Here is a 21,576-nt window from a genome sequence, read left to right as displayed (position 1 = left end):
ATGCCTGTCCCAAAAAACTATTGTAGGGGTCAGTTACCCCTATGAGCGATCGCGCAATATTTATTGATTGCCGATGGAAGAAATATGAAAAAATTTTGAACGCGCTTCGCGCAAAAGAAGGGTAAAGAAAAAAGAGTAGAGGGCAAAAGAGAAAGAGATTAAAGGGCTAAAAGAGTCCTGGAAAAACCGAACACACAACCCGAAAACCGAGACTGTAGTAGCGGCTCGTGGGAAAGAGAGAGAGGCGGTAGGCAGCGCGACAGTCTACCGATTCGTTGAACCAGGAACCACCCCGCCGTATCCGTCATTCAACTCACCGAGAACCTAAAATCTCTTTACATCAGTTACAACTTGCTTATTATCCGCCGTATCATAGCAAATACAACCCAATAGAACGAAGATGAGGTTGGTTAGAACAGCATTGGAATGGTAGTTTACTTGACACCGTTGAGACCGTACTGAATTTTGCCCAAACTCTCACATTTAAGGGGAAAAATCCGGTTGTCACACTGGTAGAAAAAGTTTACTCCACAGGAGTTAAACTTACAACTTCAGCTATGGAAGAAATTGAAACCCAGATTAACCGACTCCCCAATCTCAAAAAATGGTTTGTGGAAATTTTTGCTAAACCAGTATAGCTATTGGATCATCTTTTCTGTGGAGTTCTCTTAACTGAACTATATTGCCCTAAAAGCGATCGCTAAAATGTCAAGTGGGTGTGGAGATTAATCCAAAGTGTCTTACGGTTGATATTTAACAAATTCCAAATCTCGATTTTTGGGAGAAGCAAGCTAGCAAGAGCATCTCATAGAGAGCGTCATTACGAATTACCTCAATCCGCGCAATACCGCTCCTAATGTAGCGATTCCTTCAACAATCTTCTGTGTTGGCTGAAAGCTAAAAGCTAACCTGATGGCATCATCCCCTTGTCCATTGGCGTAGCAGCGAGTCCCTGGCAGAAAACTGATGCCGTGTTCACCAGCAGCCATCAGAAGTGCTTTAGCGCTGATATCTGGTGGCAATTTACACCAAACGAAGAAGCCGCCATCGGGACGCAGAGCAACTACATCACTGGGAAACTCTTGAGCGATCGCTTCTAATAACAAATTGCACTTATGTTTATAGCAGGCAATTAGCTCTTGAATGTGATTGTCTAGTTTCCCTGTAGCACAATAGCGGGCAACTACATGGCTGACAAATGGCCCCACAGGCCCCTCACTTTTGAACATCGCCAGCCGCTCAATAATCGCTGGATCGCCACAAGCCCAGCCTAGCCGGATACCAGGCGCAATAATTTTTGAGAAGGTACTCACATATAATACCCACCCCTCTTGGTCGAGAGTTGCCAGGGAGGGCATAGTTTCCCCTCGAAAGCGCAAATCGCTATAAGCATCGTCTTCCACGATTAGAACGCCATACTCAGCCGCTAATGCTACCAGTTTTTGGCGGCGAAATAACGGCATAGTAGCACCTGTGGGATTATGAAAGGTGGGAATAGTATAAATAAATCGGGGACGGATGCCCTGTTTTTTTAAATCGTTCAATGTTACTTCTAGCGCATCTACATCCATCCCTAACTCATCCACAGGAATGGTAATTATGCGTGCGCCAGCGTGGACAAATCTGGTAACTACTCCCAAGAAGGTTGGCCCTTCGACAATTACTACATCACCAGGTTCCACAAACACATCTGGTAGCAAGCCGAGAATTTGACCAGAACCGTAGCCAATGATTAGGCGATCGCGATCGGCAGCAATTCCCTTCGCCTGCAAGCGGAGGATAATTTGCTCATACAGTTGAGCGGAAGGCGGGCCGTAATTGAGAGCGATCGGAGCCTCTTCTGCCAGCACAACGGCACTTGCAGCAGCCAAGTCAGTGTGAGGAAAGAGAATTGGATCGGCTAGACCGTAGGCAAAGCTGACGGTAACAATTTTGCTTAATTCTGTACCGTAAGTTGGTGGTGCAAGGTTCTTTGCGCGTTCGGCGAACAAATCAGTAATTCGGTAAGCAGGGGTTGTAGAAACCATAAGTAGTTAAAAATTGGAAATCAGAGTACAGAACACACAAGAAGGTAATTGGCGAAAAGCGAGATTGGAAGCTTCCTCTGATCTCAACTTTTAACGAGAGTGGGATCTTAAACTTTCGTTAGTCGCCCAGCATTCATGGTGGATTGTGGCTGCTGACGGATGTATTCTTTCTTATAACATCATGACAACTATCGTGAATCTTGACTGATAGAACGGAATTACTACAGTTAAATTATTTAACCTCAAGTGGCAGCAGCTAATTTTAAGCTTAGGCTGTCTGTTACTGATTATTGCCTGTAAAAATTTCTATCCTACTAATAACTCAGATGCTATACCTCTTCGGGTGGCGACAGATCCCACCTTTGTCCCTTTTGAAATCCAAAAGGCTAGCGGGGACTTGGAAGGTTTTGATATTGATTTGATGAATGCACTAGCTAAAGTAGCAGGTTTTGCAGTCCAATTTGAAAGTCTACCTTTTGATGGCATGATCTCGACTTTACAAGCTAAAAGAGTTGATGCGGCAATTAGCGGAATCACCATTACCGCCGAACGCCTGAAAACAATTGCTTTTTCACGACCTTATTTTAAAGCCGGACTAGCGATCGCTGTCCGCGAAGACAATCAAAATATTCAAGACTTCAACAGTCTCAAAGGTAAAAAAATCGCTGTACAAATTGGTTCTACTGGGGCAGATTTTGCCAAAACCATCCCTAACGCCAAAATTAGTACTTTTAATTCTGGGCCAGAATTTTTCCAGGACTTGCTCAATGGCAACGTTGATGCTGTGGTTAGCGATGCTTTTGCAACTTTGTATGCGATTAAAAATGGCAAACTCAAAGGCATCAGAGTTGTTGCCGATTTGCTGACTGAAGAATACTACGGGATTGCTACACCTAAAGGCTCCCCCCATTTAGATGCAATAAACAAAGGTATAGAGACTTTGTTATCCAATGGAACTTACAAGCAAATTTATCAAAAATGGTTTAATGCAGAACCCCCGCAATTGCCAAACTCTTGACATTGGGCATTGGGGACTGGGCATTGGTATTCTCCTCTACTCCCCTGCTCCCTGCTCCCCTGCTTCCCCTGCCTCCTATCCCCATTCCCCATTCATAAGCAATTGGTTGCCAATATATTAAATATTTATCTAATATGCGTCACAATTAATACTGCCACCAAAATTCATTGATAAACTACAATCTCTTGTAAGTCTACTTTAGTCAGGGACAGCCAATTGTGGCACCTTTGATCTTAGTGGCTAGAAGCACCTTGGAGCGCGAATAAAGGAACTTCCACTATGCTGATTTGCCCTCAGTGTAAATTTGAAAACCCCAAAAGCAATAAATTCTGTCAAAGCTGTGGCACATCCCTGACCCACAAAGTTTGTCCTGAATGCAGCGCCGAAGATGTACCTGTAAATGCACTACTTTGTCACAACTGTGGCACGGAATGTGGAACAGTGTTTTGGGCAATTATTGCTAAAGAAACGATTGGGGAAGCTTTGGGAGTAAAGACAGATGAGGAAGATGTGGGATTAGAGGGAGATGAAGAAGCAATATCCTCGTTATCTCCTCTATCCCTTAGTTCTCATGCATTAGGCTCTTATTTAGACTCCCAAGAGCGCTATCAATTGTTAGATCCGCTACCTACCCAAACGGAAACTGCCACCATTACTGTTACAGGTGTGAGAGTTCTAGACTGCCAGCCGTATCAAATATCACCAATTGAGGCAATACTAGCAAGTCAGCAATCCGATTTACTAACGCCATCAGTAGATGCAACTGGAATTCCTCACCTTGCGAAACCTTATATTGCCTTACACTCTCAAAATCAGCGCGAGATACCACTGATTCACGATGCATGGCAGCAGGGGGATATGCAGGTAGTGATAATTGAAGACCGCTCAAATTGGCAGCCTTTAGTTGACTTATGGCAAGAAGAGACAACAAGTTCGTTAAAAATTTTACACTGGTGTTATCAAATGACCCAACTTTGGGCATTGTTGGAACCAGTAAATTGTCGTCAAAGCCTTTTAGATTTATCAAATTTGCGATTGGATGAAGACCAAACGCTGGCGCTACAAAGATTGTATGTGGAATCATCAAGTTCTCTGTCTGTCAGCGAGTCCCCAGAAGATGCCGAAGCCCAAACATCTGCTATTCCAGAGGAGCCGTTAACCATTCAAGCTTTGGGGCGAGTTTGGCAAGCACTATTTAGGCAGTCTCAACGCACTCAATTTGGCTCTGTAGTCCAGATGTTGGGAGATTTAGATGTAGGTAAGATTCACACAATCGCACAATTGCGATCGCGTTTGGAGGAAATCTCTATTGAACTGGAAGCACTAGGAACCGCAACTTTGCCCCCAATAAAGGAGAACAATACTACTGTGCCGACTATGCAGCAATCAGACGAACCAGAAGATATCATTAGCAAAATTGATGATATGCCAACTGTTGTGCTGGCGATGCAGTTAAGTAGCTTGGAAGATGCAGGACGCACAGATGTAGGCCGTCAACGTCATCATAATGAAGACTACTTTGGTATTGAAACCAAAATTCAAAAGTTGGAGTTCCCTAAAAGTCGAGTTCTAGAAGGGCATGGTTTGTATATTCTCTGCGATGGTATGGGTGGACATGCTGGCGGCGAGATAGCCAGTGAGTTAGCAGTCAACACCCTACGGCAATACTTTCAAGAACACTGGATTGCCAATCAATTGCCAACAGAAGATAGCATTCGTGAGGCAGTATATTTAGCTAATGAGGCGATTTACAAGCTCAATCAACAAGATGCCCGTTCTGGAGTAGGGCGTATGGGTACAACTCTAGTAATGCTCTTAATTCAAGATACTCAAGCAGCAGTTGCTCATGTGGGAGATAGCCGTCTCTATCGCTTGACGCGTAAGGGGGGACTAGAACAAGTCACAGTAGATCATGAAGTTGGCCAACGGGAAATTACCCGAGGAGTAGAAGCAAGCATAGCTTACGCCCGCCCGGATGCCTACCAACTCACCCAAGCTTTGGGGCCTCGTGATGAAAATTCGATTAATCCTGATGTAGGCTTTTTTGAGATTAATGAAGATACTCTTCTGCTTTTGGCATCGGACGGTCTATCAGATAATGATTTACTAGAAACCCATTGGCAGACTCATTTAGAACCCTTGCTTAGTTCGGGCGCTAACTTAGAACAAGGTGTTACCAAATTAATTGATTTAGGAAACCAATACAATGGTCACGACAACATTACTGGTATACTTATTCGGGCAAAAGTACGCCCAAATTTGGAAAGTTAAAAATAAATGGGGATTGGGAATGGGTAATTGAGAATGGGTAATAAAAAGAATCACTAATTCCCAGTAGATATATCTTCAAATTAACCTTAAACCCTTATAAATCAGGGGCTGAGACCTAATTTACATATAGTTTAATGCCTAATTCCCATTTTCCCATACCCCATCCCCCATTCCCTAATCCATTTACCTTGTAGGTTGTATTGTGGTTAGTCTGACTCTCTTAGAACCGCAACAGAAAACGCCCCTCCAGCAGTGGTGCTTTGAGAACTCTTCCATAATTCGGATTGGTCGAGCAACAGATAATCACGTTGTTTTAACTGATAGTTTAGTTTCGCGGCATCATCTAGAACTGAGACACGTTGGTTCTGCCGACAATGGCAGTGGTTGGCGGCTGATTAGTCAGGGTACAAATGGGACTTTCCTCAACGGTGTCCTTGTGATTCAGAGTCCGTTACCAGATAATTCCCTTTTGCAACTAGCACAAGGAGGCCCAATACTGCAATTCCAAATTCAGGAAGTAACAGTACTGGAAACTGGTTTGCGATCGCTACAACAAATACAAGGAACAGAAGAAAACGCCGTTGCAACAGTCTATTCAGCCCAAGGTCAATACACTTGTACGCATGAAGGGAACTCCCCGAACAATCTGTTTTGCATCCACTGCGGTCAACCTCTTTCAGTGCAACAGAAAATTCGTCATTATCAGGTGTTGCGAACTCTCGGACAAGGAGGTATGGGTACTACTTATCTCGCTTGGGATGGGTCTGGTCAGATTGGGAGTATCCCACAACTGCTGGTGTTGAAGCAAATGAATGCTGATATGGCAAAAATTGCCAAAGCTCAAGAATTATTTGAGCGGGAGGCGCATACTCTCAAATCCCTTAACCATCCGGGAATACCCAAGTATTACGACTTCTTTGTCGAAGGCGGAAAAAAATACTTGGCAATGGAACTAATCCACGGACAAGATTTAGAGAAACGTGTCTATACAACTGGGCCAGTTACGCCAAGCCAAGCGATCGCTTGGATGATCCAAACCTGCGATATTTTAGAATATCTTCATAGCCAAGAACCTCCACTAATTCACCGCGATATTAAACCCGCCAATTTAATGGTGCGAAGTTCACTAAATCGCATAGTAGTACTGGATTTTGGCGCAGTTAAGGAAATTGGCACAGCGCCCGGTACCCGGATTGGTGCAGAAGGTTATTGCGCTCCTGAACAAGAACGAGGACAACCTTTGACTCAATCTGACTTGTATGCAATTGGGCCAACGCTGATTTTTCTGCTCACAGGCGAAAACCCGTTTAAGTATTACCGCCAAAAGGGGCGCAACTTCAGGTTTGATGTGGCAAAAGTTCCCACCATCAGTTCCCAATTAAGAGATGTGATTGATCGCGTTACAGAACCATTACCACGTGATCGCTACCAAACTGCAAAGGAATTAGCTGCGGCCTTAGCTGCTTGTAAAGTTTAGGAAGTAGAAATGGGGAAGGTGAGGTACCCTCTGAGGATAAGGGGTAATTGGGAGTGGTGAATATTAAAAATTCCTACCCCCTATCCCCTATCCTCTATTCTTCATCCCAAGTTTCTACAGCTAGCAGTTCACTAACTGGGTCTTGCATACTAAAGCCAAAGTCTAGCAGTTCCTGTTTCCAGTGCTGCCATTCATTACCATAGAGCAAAGCGATTTTCCAGATGCTATCACTTGGCTTGATAATATTCGATTCTATGAGTGATTGCACGTTGCGCTGCAATTTCACCATCGGGTGAATCACTTGCTGAGTCATAACCTCGATTGAATTCAGATTTTGTTGGTAAATACTTAATTAAAACTGCTTCCCATTCTGCAATTGTTGCCGGGTCGTAGAGTGGTGTAATTTTGGTAAAGCTAGTCTTAACTTTTTAACTATACCATAACAAACTCTACTAAATTACTGGTAAATTCGGTTTTGTACGGTAATTACCACCACAAAACTCCAATTTTACCAAGTAGTCCTAAAACTTTTTGCAGAAACCAGACAAAAGTTCAGGGTAAGGGTTAAAAGATAAAGGATGCTTCTGTTTCCCCTTTAACCTTTTCCCGTGTTATTTTTCCCCTTAACTTCTAGCCTTTAAGCACGAGAGTGCAACAGTACCTTTTGTAAGATATCTGTTGTCAACACCTACGAAAATAATTAGTCCTTCTGGAAGTTGTGCTAAGTAGTGAGACTGAGGGCGACTGGGAAAATTCTAAAAAATATGTTTGCTTGTTGAACAACCTACTGTGACACAGGCCAGGTTGAAAATTTTTGCCTGACAAGCGGAATTTGCAATTTAGTAGAAATATCCTTTGCTTCTATTTAAATGTTATTTAGAATATCGCAAACATCTGGAATTAGGCAGAATCATCGCAAATATTTATATAATTTTAATTTTCCGCCTAAAGAATAAGACCTGAAGGGTTGGGCTTTGTTTAGGAGTAGGAGAGGTTTTTGCTTGGAAGCAATAGGAGCGATGCCTACGGCGGTAAACTACGCATAGCAAAATTGTTTGTACAGCATGGGCTTACCATAAAATTCCCTCGTCTTCAGAGTCAGCTTTTAAAGTTTGTGTAAAAAATTTTTAGCCAGGATGTTAGTTTCTGTTGAGCAGATGGGTATCCTCAAAACGGGAGGCTTGCTGATACCTAAGTATTTACCACAGCAAGTATGTGAGGTATGGCTGGTTCGGGGGAAGAATACGTAATTACCCGTAAAAAACAGATTGAACGGCGACAAAAGATAGTCACGATAGTGTCGTTAGTGTCGTTTGTCGGTTCTACAGTGTTTGCAGTAATTCCGGCAATCCAACAGGCTAGTCAACCTAAGCCAGTAATTGCATCTCCTTCTGCTGAGTCAGTATTACAGCAACAAGCACGGGGTTACGAGTTGGTTTTACAAAGGGAACCAGAAAACCTAACAGCGCTGGAGGGATTGGTAAATATGCGGCTAAAGTTGAAAGATACTCAGGCTGCTATTCAACCTTTGGAAAAGTTGGTGAAGTTACGCCCTGACAGACCAAATTACAAAGTTCTTTTAGAGCAGATTAAGAAAGAAAAGGGAAAGAGCGATTCCCAGACAAATAACGAGCCGAAGTCTAATTAATAAAGGGTGCGATCGCATTAATGGAGAGGTTGGTGAAATTGCATCCTAACAGGTAGGATTATCAGACTGTGTTGGTGGATGTGAAGAAGAGAGAGGGGGAAAGCGATCGCGCTTAGAGTTGTTTACTGTATTCAGCAGTTCTATAAATTTTGCATTTGAGAAGATGCTAAACATAGCAATAGGCAGTTAAAAGGAACTAAGGTTTATATGAATAATGCCTCTATAGAAAATCAATTAAATCAAGCAAATCAATATTTTAACAACCAGCAGTTTTCCGAAGCTATTAAATTATATAAAGCAATATTTAGGGATAATCCTCAATTAGCAAAACAAGGATTGTCTATTAGTTTGGCACACTGTCTTCTCTTATCAGTAAATTGGCAAGAAATATCAGCAAATTTAATTCCAGGTACTAATTATCTAGAGATTTCTGGCTGGTTAAATTCTCTCTCCCAAGGAAAACCAGTTAATGCACAAAATCTACCTATTCCTTGGTACACTTATCCAGCAATTGAATTTTTAGAAGATAAGATTAAAAGAGATTTTTCAGTATTTGAATTTGGAGGAGGGCAATCAACTTTATGGTGGGCAGATAAAGTTCAACAAGTAATATCGATTGAAAGTGATGAGGGTTGGTTTAATCAAATTTATCAGCAAATGCCCCTGAATGTACAGTTAAAGTTAGAATTAGATGAACAAAAATATGCTGATTTTATTCTACAATATCCAGATAAATATTTTGATGTCATTGTAGTTGATGGTATTAACCGTAATGGTTGTTTAGAAAATAGTTTAGATAAGCTCAAACAGAATGGGTTACTAATTTTTGATAATACAGACGATCACCGCTATGATTCATCGCTACGATTACTCTCATCACTAGGGTATAAAAAAATTGATTTTTGGGGATTCATTCCGGGCTATGTTTATAAAAACTGTACTTCTCTTTTTTTCAAATCAACAGAAATTCTAGAAACTAATTCATTACCTAGCGAAAAAAAATCTGTTTTAGGTAAATCTTGTATGCAAATTACTAGCCCCAAAGCTACAGAAATGAGCAATTATGAATATGAAGATAATTGGCAGTTAACAACACCAGTTGCTTTTCTAATATTTAATCGCCCTGAAACTACTACCAGAGTCTTTGAAGCCATCCGCCAAGCTAAACCACCTAAATTATTAGTTGTAGCAGATGGAGCAAGAGCCGATAAACTCGCAGAAGCAGAAAAATGTGCTGCTACCAGAGCAATTATTAATCAAGTTGATTGGGAATGTGAAGTATTAACTAATTACTCTGATGTTAATTTAGGTTGTCGAAAAAGAATTAGTAGTGGTTTAGATTGGATATTTGAGCAAGTAGAAGAAGCGATTATTTTAGAAGATGATTGTCTCCCTCATCCAACTTTTTTCCGTTACTGTCAAGAATTATTAGAGAAATATCGTGATGATGAACGCATTATGATGATTTCGGGTGATAACTTCCAATTTGGAAGCAATAGAACTGAATATAGTTATTATTTTTCTCGTTACGGTCATTGTTGGGGCTGGGCTAGTTGGAGACGTGCATGGACAAAATATGATGATTCCATGCAACTATGGACAGAATTAAGAGATAATAATTGGCTTAATGAAGTCTTGCAAAATGAGCAGGCAGTTTCTTACTGGTCAAAAATATTCCAAGGTGTTTATGATGGCTTCAATACTTGGGATTATATTTGGCAATATACCCTCTGGATTAATAACGCATTGACTATATTACCTAATATCAATCTTGTTTCTAATATTGGTTTTGGCTCAGGTACTCACACAACTACAGATAATAATAAGCTGGGTAATATGACAGTAGAAGCTGTGAAATTTCCCCTTAAACATCCTCTTTTTATGATTAGAAATACTCAGGCAGATAATTTTACTGAGGAAACTATATTTAGTAGTGCTGCTAATAAAATGAAATTAAAGCCAGAATATTATATTTCTCTGGAAGAAATTATTACAAAGGTAAATAACAATCAAAATAAAGTTGTTTTAGATTCAATATATTCATCAATACGAGAATATAATGCTATAAATTATGTTAAGGCAGTTGCATTAGCTAGACAAGGAAAAATAACTGAAGCTTTGGCAACGTTGGAAACATTACTTAATCATGCTCCGGCTCACACGAAGGGAATAATACTAAGAAAAGAATTAAGAAAAAATCTGGACTCAGATACAACAGCAGTTCATCCCATTATTGAAAAAGCAAACAATCTGTTAGAAGAAAATCAGATTGCGGGATGTTTTGAAATCCTAAATGATTCCAAAGCTTTAAAACAGCCCATTATGGGTTTAGATTTTTTAAGGGCAAAATGTTTTTTGCAAATGAGACAACCCGCCGCTTCTATTCAATCCCTACGTGAAGAACTACGCTATTTTCCTGAGAATAATCAAGCCGAGAACTTCCTGAATCAGTTATTAAATCAATATCCTGAATTTGTATCTAGTAATATCCAAGACTCTGAGTTTCAAGAATTATATAGGTTAATTCAACCTTATACAATGCTGAGTGAGGCGAGACTATATTCACTATTTACGCTCATCAAAAGAATTTGTTTAGAAAATATCCCCGGTAACTTTGTCGAGTGTGGAGTTGCAGGCGGAGGTTCAACAGCCCTTGCAGCCGCAGTGATTAAACGCCATACCAGACAACCCCGTTGGGTTTATGCCTTTGACTCTTTTGATGGAATGCCAGCACCGACAGAAAAAGATAAGTCTAATGGTATTCTTGCTGAGGTAACGGGATGGGGTACAGGTACTTGTGCCGCACCAGAAACTAGTGTGAAGGAAATCTGCAATAAACTGGGCGTTGGTGATATTGTCCAGTTAGTTAAAGGTTATTTTGAAGACACCCTACCAAAAATGAGAGATCGAGTAGGGATGATTGCTTTTCTACACATGGATGGCGATTGGTACGAATCTACTAAAACCATAATTAATAATTTCTATGATCGCATTTCCAATGATGGATTTGTACAGGTAGATGATTATGGTTTTTGGGAAGGATGTCGTCAAGCCCTACATGAATTTGAAGCCGAGCGTCAACTAAAATTTGAGCTTCATCAAATAGACAGTACAGGAGTTTGGTTTAATTGCCCGCACAAATTTTCCATTAATCCAGTGTTTGAAAAGTCATTAATTGAAGAATTTGACCAAGATGATCCTGTGAAGTACGGTATTCAAAGTCAAATGTCGAAGAATGAGCGTTTTCAGCTATATTATGCTGTGCGTAAACTTTTACCAACTAATTCTTCTCCTTGCCGTTTTGTGGAGATCGGCTCCTTTGCCGGAAGTTCATTATTTTTGAATCAAAAAGCCCTAGTCAGAGAGCATAATGACTTAGAAGGATGGGCAATTGATCCAGGATTACACCCCCAATTAAAATTAGTATTGGATAACTTACTCTCAAAAATTACTCATTTGAGAATGTTTTCTCATGATGCTTTAGCTCAATTACAGACTATCTTTGAGCGAGATCATAACTATCCACCTTATATTTTTGTCGATGGCGATCATTCTTATGAAGGTGTGAAACGAGATATTGCTAACTATTATCCTTTACTTGCTCCTGGTGGCTTAATGATTTTCCATGATTATTTACCTCCTCTAGATGAGCAAAATAGTTCCTCAATCCTTTTTCATCATGGAGGAAATGAACCTGGGATCAGACAGGCTTGCCAAGAATTAATGGAAAATACTTATCATTGCGAAATTATCGAACTACCTTTGTTATATCCTGATGATCCAACTCAAACTCAAGCCTATTTACCGATTATTCCGGGAGTATTATCTTCTCTGAAAATCTATCGTAAACCTAGTAATTAAATTAAAAATTTCAATTCCATGATTAAAGTTTTACATATTATTGACTTTCTTTGTCTCGGTGGTGCTGCTCGCTCCATGATTGCCATTTCTAAATATTCATCCCGTTTACACGAGCAATTGCAACATCAAGTTATTTCCCTTAAAGAAGCTACTCCTAGTGCAGTGGAATTAGCAGAATTAGGGGGGATGAAATTTGTTAATCCAACTGACGTAATTGCTCGTAATAAATTAATTGCTGAAGCTGATTTAGTGCATATTCACTACTGGAATAATCCCCAGATTTTCTCCTTTCTGCATTCAGAATTACCGCCCACAAGATTAATTATCTGGTTTCATGTTTCAGGAGATAGCGCCCCACAGGTGATTACTCGTGATTTAATTAATTATGCTGACTTTGCTATTCCTTGTAATCCCCATTCTTATGACTTACCCGTAGTGCGACAATTAGCACCAGAAATAAGACAGAAAAAAGTTGGCATGGTTTACGATGCGGCTGATTTTGAAAGAGTTCAAAATATTCAACCCAAACCCCACAATACTTTTAATGTTGGCTATATGGGATCTTTAGCTTTTAGTAAAATGCACCCTGAGTATATCTCTATGAGTGCTAAAGCTAATATCCCCCATGTTAAATTTATTCTCTGTGGTGGTGGAAATATTAATTTATTACAGCAACAAGCCTCAGCATTAGACTCATTAAATAAATTTGATTTTCGTGGTTTTGTCGAAGATATTAGCTCAGTCATTTCTGAATTTGATGTTTATGGTTATCCGTTATGTGAAGATACTTATGCTGCGGCTGAATTAAATTTACAAGAAGTAATGTACGCCGGAATACCTGCAATAGTTTTTCCCCACGGTGGTATTAAAAAATTAGTGATTGATAACTACACAGGCTTAGTTGTCAATAGTGAATTAGAATACAGTCAAGCCTTAGAGTACCTTTATCACAATCCCCAAGAAAGATTAAGACTAGGCAAAAATGCCAAGCAATACGCCGAGCAAATCTTTGGTGCAGAAAATGCTGCTAAACAGCTAAATCCCATCTATCACCGCTTGATGGAAACACCCAAAAGAACGAGACAATGGAGTATTCCTGTTGATGGTAGTTTGTTAGATGAACCTGTATCTCTTCTTGATGTAGTTGAGATCCCTACACAATTTGAAGGTTCAAAAACATTTATTGAGTCTATAGGAGATACCGCACCCCAATTTATTACAAGTTTAACTTCTGAAGATATTAATCAATTATTTGCTGCTGATGAAAAAATAGGTAATTCTTCTACTCTTTTAGGATTAGGAGAGGGTGGAGTAGCTCAATATCTTAATCACTACCCCCAAGATGGTTATTTAAGGTTATGGGTAGGGTTAATCTTGGAACGTCAGGGAAAAACTTCAGAAGCAATGGGACAGTTTATCAATTCCATTCACTTTGGTTGTAATCATTGGCGTGCATTTTGGTATTTAGCCCAAGTAGCAGAGCATCTTCAGGAAAGTTCTATATTGCAACAAGCGTTAGATAAGCTAAGTCATTCTGTGCCTAACTTTGTTCCTGCTCAAGAGATGAGAAAAAGATTACAAACACTATTAAATTCGGAATTTAATTTATCTAGCTTAAATCTGAGAGAAATTAACTATATTATTTTCCCTGATTGGACGCAACCAGAAGATGAACTAGGTTTAGAGTTACAACAGGTGATTCAATCATTAGCAACTCATCCTGACAGCGAAAAAATTACTCTAATTATCCATACGGCTAATATGGCTGTCGAAGATGCAGAAATGTTTTTATCTAGTGTGGTCATGAATCTTTTGGTGGAAGAAGATTTAGATGTTACTGAAGGGTTAGAAATTTCTCTAGTTGGAAATTTGGCTGATATTCAATGGAAAGCTTTGCTACCTCGTGTTTATGCAAGAATTCTTTTAGAATGTGAAGATACAAACGCACTGAAGCAAGCAAAAGCAGAAACTCTGACATCTTACGATATAGAAGTTTTTAGCGAAGCACAAGCTGAACAGTTTTTTTTTGCTTGAGCAATAAATTCTTCAGTCAGGGAAGATGGCAAGAAGCGATCGCGCAATATCAAAAACTCATAGAAATCGAATCAACTGATGCAGATATTTATTGGAACTTAAGCCATTGCTATAGACAGTTAAACCTACTGGATGAATATTTTAATACTCTTCAGGAAGGAATTAAGCTTTACCCTACAGATGGAAGACTACATTTTTCATTAATCATCGATTTGCGGCGGAATGGACGTATTCAAGAAGCAATTTTAAGTGCAGAGAATGCTGCTAAATGCTTACCTAATGATTATACTTTTCAAATTCTCAAATATTTAACAGTTCCATCAACATACGAAAATAAAGAGGAAATTAACTTTTATCGTCAGCGCTTTACTCAAGGACTGCAATATTTAATTCAGCATACGTCTCTTCAAACTACAGAAGAGCAAAATAGTGCTTTAGCAGGTATAGGTCGGCTCACTAACTTTTACCTATCATATCAAGCACAAAATGATCTAGAGTTACAAAGTCAATATGGCAAGTTAGTACATAAAATTATGGCTGCTAACTTTCCTCAATGGTGTGTACCTTTATCAATACCTAAACTTCAGCATCAGGAAAAAATTCGCATTGGTTACATTTCACATTACCTGCATTCTTATAGTGGAACACTTTGGTTAACAGGTTGGTTGCGTCATAGCAATCATGAAAGCTTTGAAATCTACTGTTATTACATAGGAAATGAACCAGATAAAGTTACCGAACAATTTAAAGAATATAGTGATGTTTTCCACCATATTCCTCATAATTTATCGGCAGCCTGTGAACAGATAATTGCTGATAAGCTGCACATTTTAGTCTTTCCTGAAATTGGGATGAATCCGCAAACGATGCAAATGGCAGGTTTGCGGCTTGCGCCTGTGCAATGTACAGCTTGGGGACATCCGGTGACAACGGGCCTACCTACAATTGATTACTTTTTATCTAGTGAGTTAATGGAACCTGAAAATGCCCAAGAGCATTATTCAGAAAAATTAATTCGTTTGCCCAATATTGGTGTTTCTTATCCTAAACCATATATTCCACCAGTTATCAAAACCCGATCAGACTTTCAGCTACCAGATGATGCAGTCATTTATCTATGCTGCCAAGCTCCTTTCAAGTATCTACCGCAATATGATTTTATTTTTGCAAAAATTGCTCATCGCATTCCGCAAGCTAAATTTGTGTTTTTGCGTGGTACTTTACTTCAGCCACGCCTGAAGCGGGCTTTTGCTGCTATTGGTTTGAACAGTGAAGATTATTGTGTGTTTCTCAGTATTCCAGAGCGACTGGATTATCTAATGATTAACTTACTTTCAGATGTTTATCTAGATACATTTACATGGTCTGGTGGTAATACTAGCTTAGAAGCGATCGCTTGTAATCTCCCCATTGTTACTTGTCCAGGAGAATTTATGCGGGGTCGTCACTCTGACAGCTTCCTAAAAATGCTGGGGGTGACAGATACCATTGCTGAGAATGAAGCAGAGTACATCGATATTGCTGTCAAATTGGGACTAGACCAGTCTTGGCGAGGCATTATTGCCGAAAAAATGAGCCAAAATCACGATCGTCTTTTTGATGATAAGGCTTGTGTCGTAGGTTTAGAAGCCTTTTATAAAGAAGTTTGTAGTAAGCACTTCAGTGCTTAAATTTGTAATTAAAGAAGAGGACTAAAGTTCTCACTACGAACTTTTTAATTGTTTGTAGTAAGCACTTCAGTGCTTAAAAAAAATCTATGTATGAATATCGGAAGCTCACAGCAGAACAAAAAGCTGAACTAGTTCAATATCGCTTAAGCCAGGGTTATCCACCTCACTCTCCACCACATCTTGTACAAGATAAGCAATTTTATTTATTAACGGTAGCTTGTTATGAACATCGGTATCATATACACACTGAATCTCGTCGTCAGCAATTGCTAGATATAATTTTTGATAAGTTTGGTGGAGATGGAAATGAAGAGAATAGCGCTGAAGCGCTCACTACGAACTTAAGAATTTGTGCTTGGGTTATTTTGCCTAATCACTATCATCTACTAGTTTATGTGGAAAATTTTGATGTATTAGGTGAATCATTTCGTAGAATACATGGTGCGCTTTCTCGACAATGGAATATAGAGGACAATATTACTAAGAGAAAAATTTGGTATCGTTGGAGCGATCGCGCTATTCGCTCGGAAAGACATTATTATACAACTGTTAACTATATTCATTACAACCCAGTTAAACATAGTTTAGTCAAATCTCCTTATAACTGGGTAGAAAGTAGTGTCCACTGGTATTTAAAAGCTTGTGGACGGCAATGGCTACGTGATTGTTGGACTCAATATCCAGTCCAAGATTATGGTAAAGATTGGGATAATTTTTAATGTTTGTAGTGAGGGCTAAATCCCTTATAAGACTTACGCAACTGACATATTATTTTTAGTTTGTAGTGAGGACTTTAGTCCTCAAAATCAGGGCTAAAGCCCTTACTACAAACTAAAAGTTTTAATTTTTTGTGAAACTTGAGTAAGTTCTACCTTACTACTAGCTTATTTTTTGTCAATATAGTTCTGCCACATTTCCTTGTAAGCCTTCTCCATTTCACGGGTAAATTGCTTACCATTCCACAAGGGTGCTGTTTGTCGAGATGCTTTCAATTTCCAAGCCACCTGCTGGCGTAAAGCTTCATCTTTCCCCAAACGCACACCCCACTCTACATATTCTTCATCACTCCAAGCAATACCTTCTGTCACACCTACATTCATCATCATGGTGTAGCTATTACGAGCCGCAAATTGCTGTCCTACTCTGGTTACTAAGGGGATACCCATCCAGAGTGTTTCTAGGGTTGTCGTAGCTCCGTTGTAGGGAAAAGTATCTAATACGACATCAGCAATAGTTAAATTTGCTCTGTGGACAGTCTCAGCAGGATCTTGAGGTAAAAATCGCAGACGATCGCATTTTACACCCTCTTCTTCTGCTAGCTGCATAAAAAATTTCTGCACGGCTTCAGAGTCGGCTAACCCTTTAATTAAGAAATAGCTATTGGGAACTTCTTTGATAATTTTCATTTGCAGTCTTGCTGTATCTGGGTGGCGCTTAAATCCTCTCTGAGCGCTGAGATAGATGACAGCATCATTAGGAATATCTAAAGAATCCCGCCGTAAAGTAGGTACACCCACATCAAAACCATCTATTGCTATATAGGTTTGGGGTAATCTCCAGATTTTTTCTGTATAGTACTCCTGAGCAGATTCTGACAAAACATAAGGATCAGCAATAAAGTAATCAACTGCTGGTATTCCCGAAGCATCCCAACCTAACCATGTTGCTTGCACAGGTGCGGGTTTTAGCGCCATGATTTCACAAGTTATATCTAGTGTAATGCTATCCAAATCGATTAAAATATCAATTTTATCTTGGTGAATTTTTTCAGCAATATCTTCACTATAAATTCCACCTTTATAAGCTTGATTGAATTGCTGAACATACCATTCTTGTAGCGGATCATTTATCTGTTTATAATTTATAAAATAACCATACATATCAAATTCTTCGCGGTTATGATGCTGAATCAACCACCGCGCTAACCAGCCGACTGAATGCCTAGATAAACAATGCGACAAGTATCCAATTTTTAGTTTGCTATTTCGCCCTTTGGAAGTTCGCTGTTGATATCGCTGTACTTCTTGGCTAGCATAGTTTTCTACATTAAGCTGACAAAGATGGGCAATTTGATTCTGAATATATCTATTTTGTTTAATATTATCTTGCAAATATGGAGCGAAATAGTTGGAATTAAAGAGATGTAAAACCTCGTTGGAGCGCAAGGCTAGAGGATTTTCTTCTAATAGTAGCATCATCATATTTTGCTGTTTTTCAAAAACTTCACAGGCTTCTTCCCAACAATCAGGAGAATCCATTAATCCTCGATGGAGTAGGTGTATTGCAAAAATTTGATCAATTAATGTATTTGATAGCGAGTAGCATAACTTTGCTACTTCTATCCCTTTAGAATAATCATTAGCTTTGAAATAAAAAGCAGCCAAATGGCGCAAAATTGCTAGATTTTCAGGTTCGAGACGTAAATATAGCTCAAGAAGTAATGCCGCAAGTTTTGGTTGCCGCATTGAGTGGGCAATTTGAATTGTAGCTGGAAGTAAAATTTTAATGAAAAGTTGAGGCTCGTGAACATGAACTAGACAAGCTTCTACAAATGCTGGGACTGCGGGATGGAAAGGAGCGTAATTAAGAATACTCTCCAACACATGAAACAATAACGGAATATCTACAGTTGCTTCTGACTGAATTAACTCAATTACCCCTAGAGAAGTTAATTCATCATCAATAAGCGTTTCCTGTTTGATAGCTAGCTCAATCAAATACAATAGATTGTTAATATCTGTGGGATTTATTTCCCGGATATGCTGGCGAATTGCCCAAGCAACTTTATAGTCTGCTAACGTCTCTCTGCGTTCAGCTTCGGTTTGCAGCACCTCTACCAATTCAACTGTCCACTGCTCAACTTCTTGAACTTCTCCCTCACCTATACCTAGCAGCCAAGTCATCTGTGCTTCTGTTTCTTGTCCCTGCAATAGCAACATTAATCCTAAGTTCCAGTAGTGAGATTTCACTTCCGGTTCTGTTTCAATAGCTTGTTCGTAGCAGTTAGCAGCTTGACTGTAGTTGTCTTTGATGAAATATTGTTGGGCTTGCTGTTCTAGGGAGGTGATATCAGTATAAAGTTGTACAGAAGTCATAGCTAAGAATTTTTACAAGAGTACTATTGCAGGAACTAAAAAAAATCAAAGTGGGTAGTATATACTACCCACTCCATGAATGTTTTAATCAATTTGATCTGGCTAAGGATTTTACTTAGACTTCAGTGGCGAGAAGCTTGATGGACAAGAAGGTTCTACTGGAGTGCCACCAAATGCTGGAGCCACTGTTGCTGAACGCGCACCAACTGCATCAGACTCACACAAAACTGCTAAAGTGGTTGCTTCACTAGTACCTGCTTGTATAGACAAAGCTACAACACCTACATAGGATTTAAGTGGTGCTTTCAACGAGTAGCCATTATTACTAACGCCAGTTGCAGCTCCACCAATTGCGTATATGTAGTTCTCAGTTTGGCTTCTAATACCCATCCCTAATGAATTCAGCTCGGTAGTGAATGAACCATTTTCTAGGAAATATGCTTGTTGAGCGCGGTTCATGGAACCGGAGTACTGTTTAGCTTCTGACTGCTTACCTTTGTTAGCTTGGTTCAAGAAAGAAGGTAGTGCGATCGCAGACAAAATACCGATGATAATAATTACTACTAGTAATTCAATAAGTGTAAAACCTTCGTTTTCCTTCTTTTTGCCGATGATGTGTTGAAGAAATTTGGCTTTTAGTTCGGTTTTCATAAGTGTTTTCCCTGGGGTAGGAAGTGCTGGTGTGTTCTAGATATAACTTACCCAACTGCGATCGCTTTCCTATCACCTTCAGAAAAAAAGTTTGGGAAGATCCAGTTACACAATCCAGAATTCTTGCATCCCAAATGACGCAAACATCACTAAGCCCCTGGCATTGAAAAAGCTATGAGCATTCAAGAAATAGCAGAATTACTAGAACTAAATGTTGAAACTATCAAGAAATACTTTCAACAACAGCCCTAGCGGTTAAAAGGATGAGTACTGTAGGCATTTTGCGTAGGCGTAGCCCGTCACAGACATCGCTTACCATCTGATATAGCCAATCACAATTTGTTATGCTATATTAAGCGTAGTCGTTATGAGTTTATATATGGTCATGACTAACCCCACAGTAGAAAACTTAGTAATTATCGGTTCTGGACCAGCAGGGTACACAGCTGCCATCTATGCCGGACGCGCTAATTTGAAACCTGTTGTATTTGAAGGTTTCCAAGCCGGGGGTTTACCTGGTGGGCAATTAATGACAACAACGGAAGTCGAGAACTTTCCAGGGTTTCCCAAAGGGATTACTGGGCCGGAACTGATGGATCAGATGAAGGCGCAGGCGGAGCGCTGGGGAGCGGAACTATATACTGAAGATGTTATATCAGTTGATTTGAGTCAGCGTCCATTTACAGTGCGATCGCAAGAAAGGGAAATTAAAACCAATAGCATTGTCATTGCTACGGGTGCGACAGCAAAGCGTTTGGGTTTACCTAGCGAACATGAATTTTGGAGTCGAGGTATTTCCGCTTGTGCAATTTGCGATGGTGCAACACCAATTTTTCACGGTGCAGAATTGGCTGTAATTGGTGCTGGCGACTCGGCGGCGGAAGAGTCTATTTACCTCACCAAATACGGCTCTAAGGTAAATATGTTGGTACGCACTGATAAAATGCGGGCTTCTAAAGCTATGCAAGACAGGGTTTTGAGCAACCCAAAAATCCAGGTGCATTGGAACACAGAAGCCGTGGATATCTTCGGTAATGGTCACATGGAAGGGGTGAAAATCCGCAACACTAAAACTGGTGAAGAAAGTCAACTGCACGCTAAGGGTTTATTCTACGCCGTTGGTCACAGTCCCAACACCTCTTTATTTAAGGGACAACTAGAACTGGATGAGGTAGGTTACGTTGTCACTAAACCCGGTTCTGTAGAAACTAGTGTAGAGGGTGTTTTTGCAGCCGGTGACGTACAAGATCATGAGTTTCGCCAAGCAATTACAGCTGCGGGTACTGGCTGTATGGCGGCGATGTTAGCAGAACGCTGGTTGTCATCCAGTGGCTTGATTCAAGAATTCCATCAACAGCTAGAAATAGCAGACAATGAATTAGAACATCAGCCAGCCAAAAAGACTGAAGCAGAGGAAGAAGCTGGATTTAATTTGAATGGGACGCGCCATGAGGGAGGTTATGCTCTACGGAAATTGTTCCATGAAAGCGATCGCTTACTCCTTGTTAAGTACGTCTCTCCTGGTTGCGGCCCTTGTCATACCCTGAAGCCAATTTTAAATAAAGTAGTGGATGAATTTGACAGCAAAATTCACTTTGTAGAAATTGACATCGATAAAGACCGAGATATTGCTGAAAATGCTGGTGTGACAGGAACTCCAACGGTTCAATTGTTCAAAAACAAGGAATTGGTGAAGGAAGTGAAAGGCGTGAAGCAAAAAACCGAATATCGCCAGTTAATTGAAAGTAATCTTTAGGGAATAGGGAGTAGGGAAGACTCTGCCCAATAACCCGCTACAGTTGGCTTAAATGGTAGCCTTAATAA

13 protein-coding genes and 1 pseudogene are annotated in these 21,576 nt (G+C 39.9%); 10 read left to right on the top strand and 4 right to left on the bottom strand.

All coding sequences use genetic code 11. The features are described from left to right. Positions 1-344 precede the first annotated feature (344 nt). Positions 345-638, top strand: a pseudogene (locus tag GJB62_RS06300) (ISAzo13 family transposase); the annotation flags it as partial. Positions 639-827: 189 nt separating this feature from the next. Here GJB62_RS06300 and GJB62_RS06295 read toward each other — a convergent pair. Next, the gene (locus GJB62_RS06295; protein ID WP_114082043.1) at positions 828-2,027 is read right to left on the bottom strand and encodes a PLP-dependent aminotransferase family protein; all 1,200 of its coding nucleotides are present in this window, start codon (positions 2,025-2,027) and stop codon (positions 828-830) included. Between the two features lie 343 nt (positions 2,028-2,370). On the opposite strand from GJB62_RS06295, the gene GJB62_RS06290 reads away from it, so the two are divergent. From GJB62_RS06290 to GJB62_RS06280, 3 genes are all read left to right on the top strand, one after another. Beyond that, on the top strand, positions 2,371-3,045 hold the full coding sequence (locus GJB62_RS06290) for a basic amino acid ABC transporter substrate-binding protein (RefSeq protein ID WP_245246107.1): 675 nt from the start codon (positions 2,371-2,373) through the stop codon (positions 3,043-3,045). A 279-nt stretch (positions 3,046-3,324) separates the two neighbouring features. Next, positions 3,325-5,316, top strand: coding sequence for a serine/threonine phosphatase (locus GJB62_RS06285; RefSeq protein WP_114082041.1), 1,992 nt, complete (start codon positions 3,325-3,327; stop codon positions 5,314-5,316). Positions 5,317-5,518: 202 nt separating this feature from the next. After that, positions 5,519-6,793 carry a protein kinase gene (locus GJB62_RS06280; protein ID WP_114082040.1) on the top strand — a complete coding sequence of 425 codons (1,275 nt, stop codon included), beginning with the start codon at positions 5,519-5,521 and terminating at the stop codon, positions 6,791-6,793. Positions 6,794-6,887: 94 nt separating this feature from the next. Here the strand turns inward: GJB62_RS06280 and GJB62_RS06275 are convergent, their stop codons facing one another. Beyond that, the gene (locus tag GJB62_RS06275) at positions 6,888-7,106 is read right to left on the bottom strand and encodes a DUF4327 family protein (RefSeq protein WP_012407469.1); all 219 of its coding nucleotides are present in this window, start codon (positions 7,104-7,106) and stop codon (positions 6,888-6,890) included. 909 nt (positions 7,107-8,015) lie between these two features. On the opposite strand from GJB62_RS06275, the gene GJB62_RS06270 reads away from it, so the two are divergent. The 5 genes from GJB62_RS06270 (at position 8,016) to GJB62_RS06240 (ending at position 16,725) form a co-directional block, all read left to right on the top strand. Further along, the gene (locus tag GJB62_RS06270; RefSeq protein ID WP_114082039.1) at positions 8,016-8,441 is read left to right on the top strand and encodes a tetratricopeptide repeat protein; all 426 of its coding nucleotides are present in this window, start codon (positions 8,016-8,018) and stop codon (positions 8,439-8,441) included. A gap of 207 nt (positions 8,442-8,648) precedes the next feature. Further along, entirely contained in the window at positions 8,649-12,302 is a 3,654-nt protein-coding gene (locus GJB62_RS36930; protein ID WP_181852843.1) for a TylF/MycF/NovP-related O-methyltransferase, read from the top strand. Between the two features lie 18 nt (positions 12,303-12,320). After that, positions 12,321-14,336 (top strand): glycosyltransferase, encoded by a 2,016-nt coding sequence (locus GJB62_RS06250; protein WP_114082038.1) that lies wholly within the window; start codon positions 12,321-12,323, stop codon positions 14,334-14,336. Next, entirely contained in the window at positions 14,333-16,006 is a 1,674-nt protein-coding gene (locus tag GJB62_RS06245; protein ID WP_114082037.1) for a tetratricopeptide repeat protein, read from the top strand. Before GJB62_RS06250 ends, GJB62_RS06245 begins: the two co-directional genes overlap by 4 nt. An 86-nt stretch (positions 16,007-16,092) precedes the next feature. Next, positions 16,093-16,725, top strand: coding sequence for a transposase (locus tag GJB62_RS06240; RefSeq protein ID WP_114082036.1), 633 nt, complete (start codon positions 16,093-16,095; stop codon positions 16,723-16,725). Positions 16,726-16,890: 165 nt separating this feature from the next. Here the strand turns inward: GJB62_RS06240 and GJB62_RS06235 are convergent, their stop codons facing one another. Together GJB62_RS06235 and GJB62_RS06230 are read right to left on the bottom strand one after the other, a co-directional pair. Further along, entirely contained in the window at positions 16,891-19,101 is a 2,211-nt protein-coding gene (locus GJB62_RS06235) for an O-linked N-acetylglucosamine transferase, SPINDLY family protein (RefSeq protein WP_114082035.1), read from the bottom strand. 111 nt (positions 19,102-19,212) lie between these two features. Next, positions 19,213-19,752 (bottom strand): type IV pilin-like G/H family protein, encoded by a 540-nt coding sequence (locus tag GJB62_RS06230; RefSeq protein WP_114082034.1) that lies wholly within the window; start codon positions 19,750-19,752, stop codon positions 19,213-19,215. Positions 19,753-20,119: 367 nt separating this feature from the next. On the opposite strand from GJB62_RS06230, the gene trxB reads away from it, so the two are divergent. Then, positions 20,120-21,508 (top strand): thioredoxin-disulfide reductase, encoded by a 1,389-nt coding sequence (gene trxB, locus GJB62_RS06225; RefSeq protein WP_114082033.1) that lies wholly within the window; start codon positions 20,120-20,122, stop codon positions 21,506-21,508. Positions 21,509-21,576 lie beyond the last annotated feature (68 nt).

This window comes from Nostoc sp. ATCC 53789, assembly GCF_009873495.1.
Lineage (GTDB): Bacteria > Cyanobacteriota > Cyanobacteriia > Cyanobacteriales > Nostocaceae > Nostoc > Nostoc muscorum_A.
This window is presented reverse-complemented; position numbering and strand designations above follow the sequence as displayed.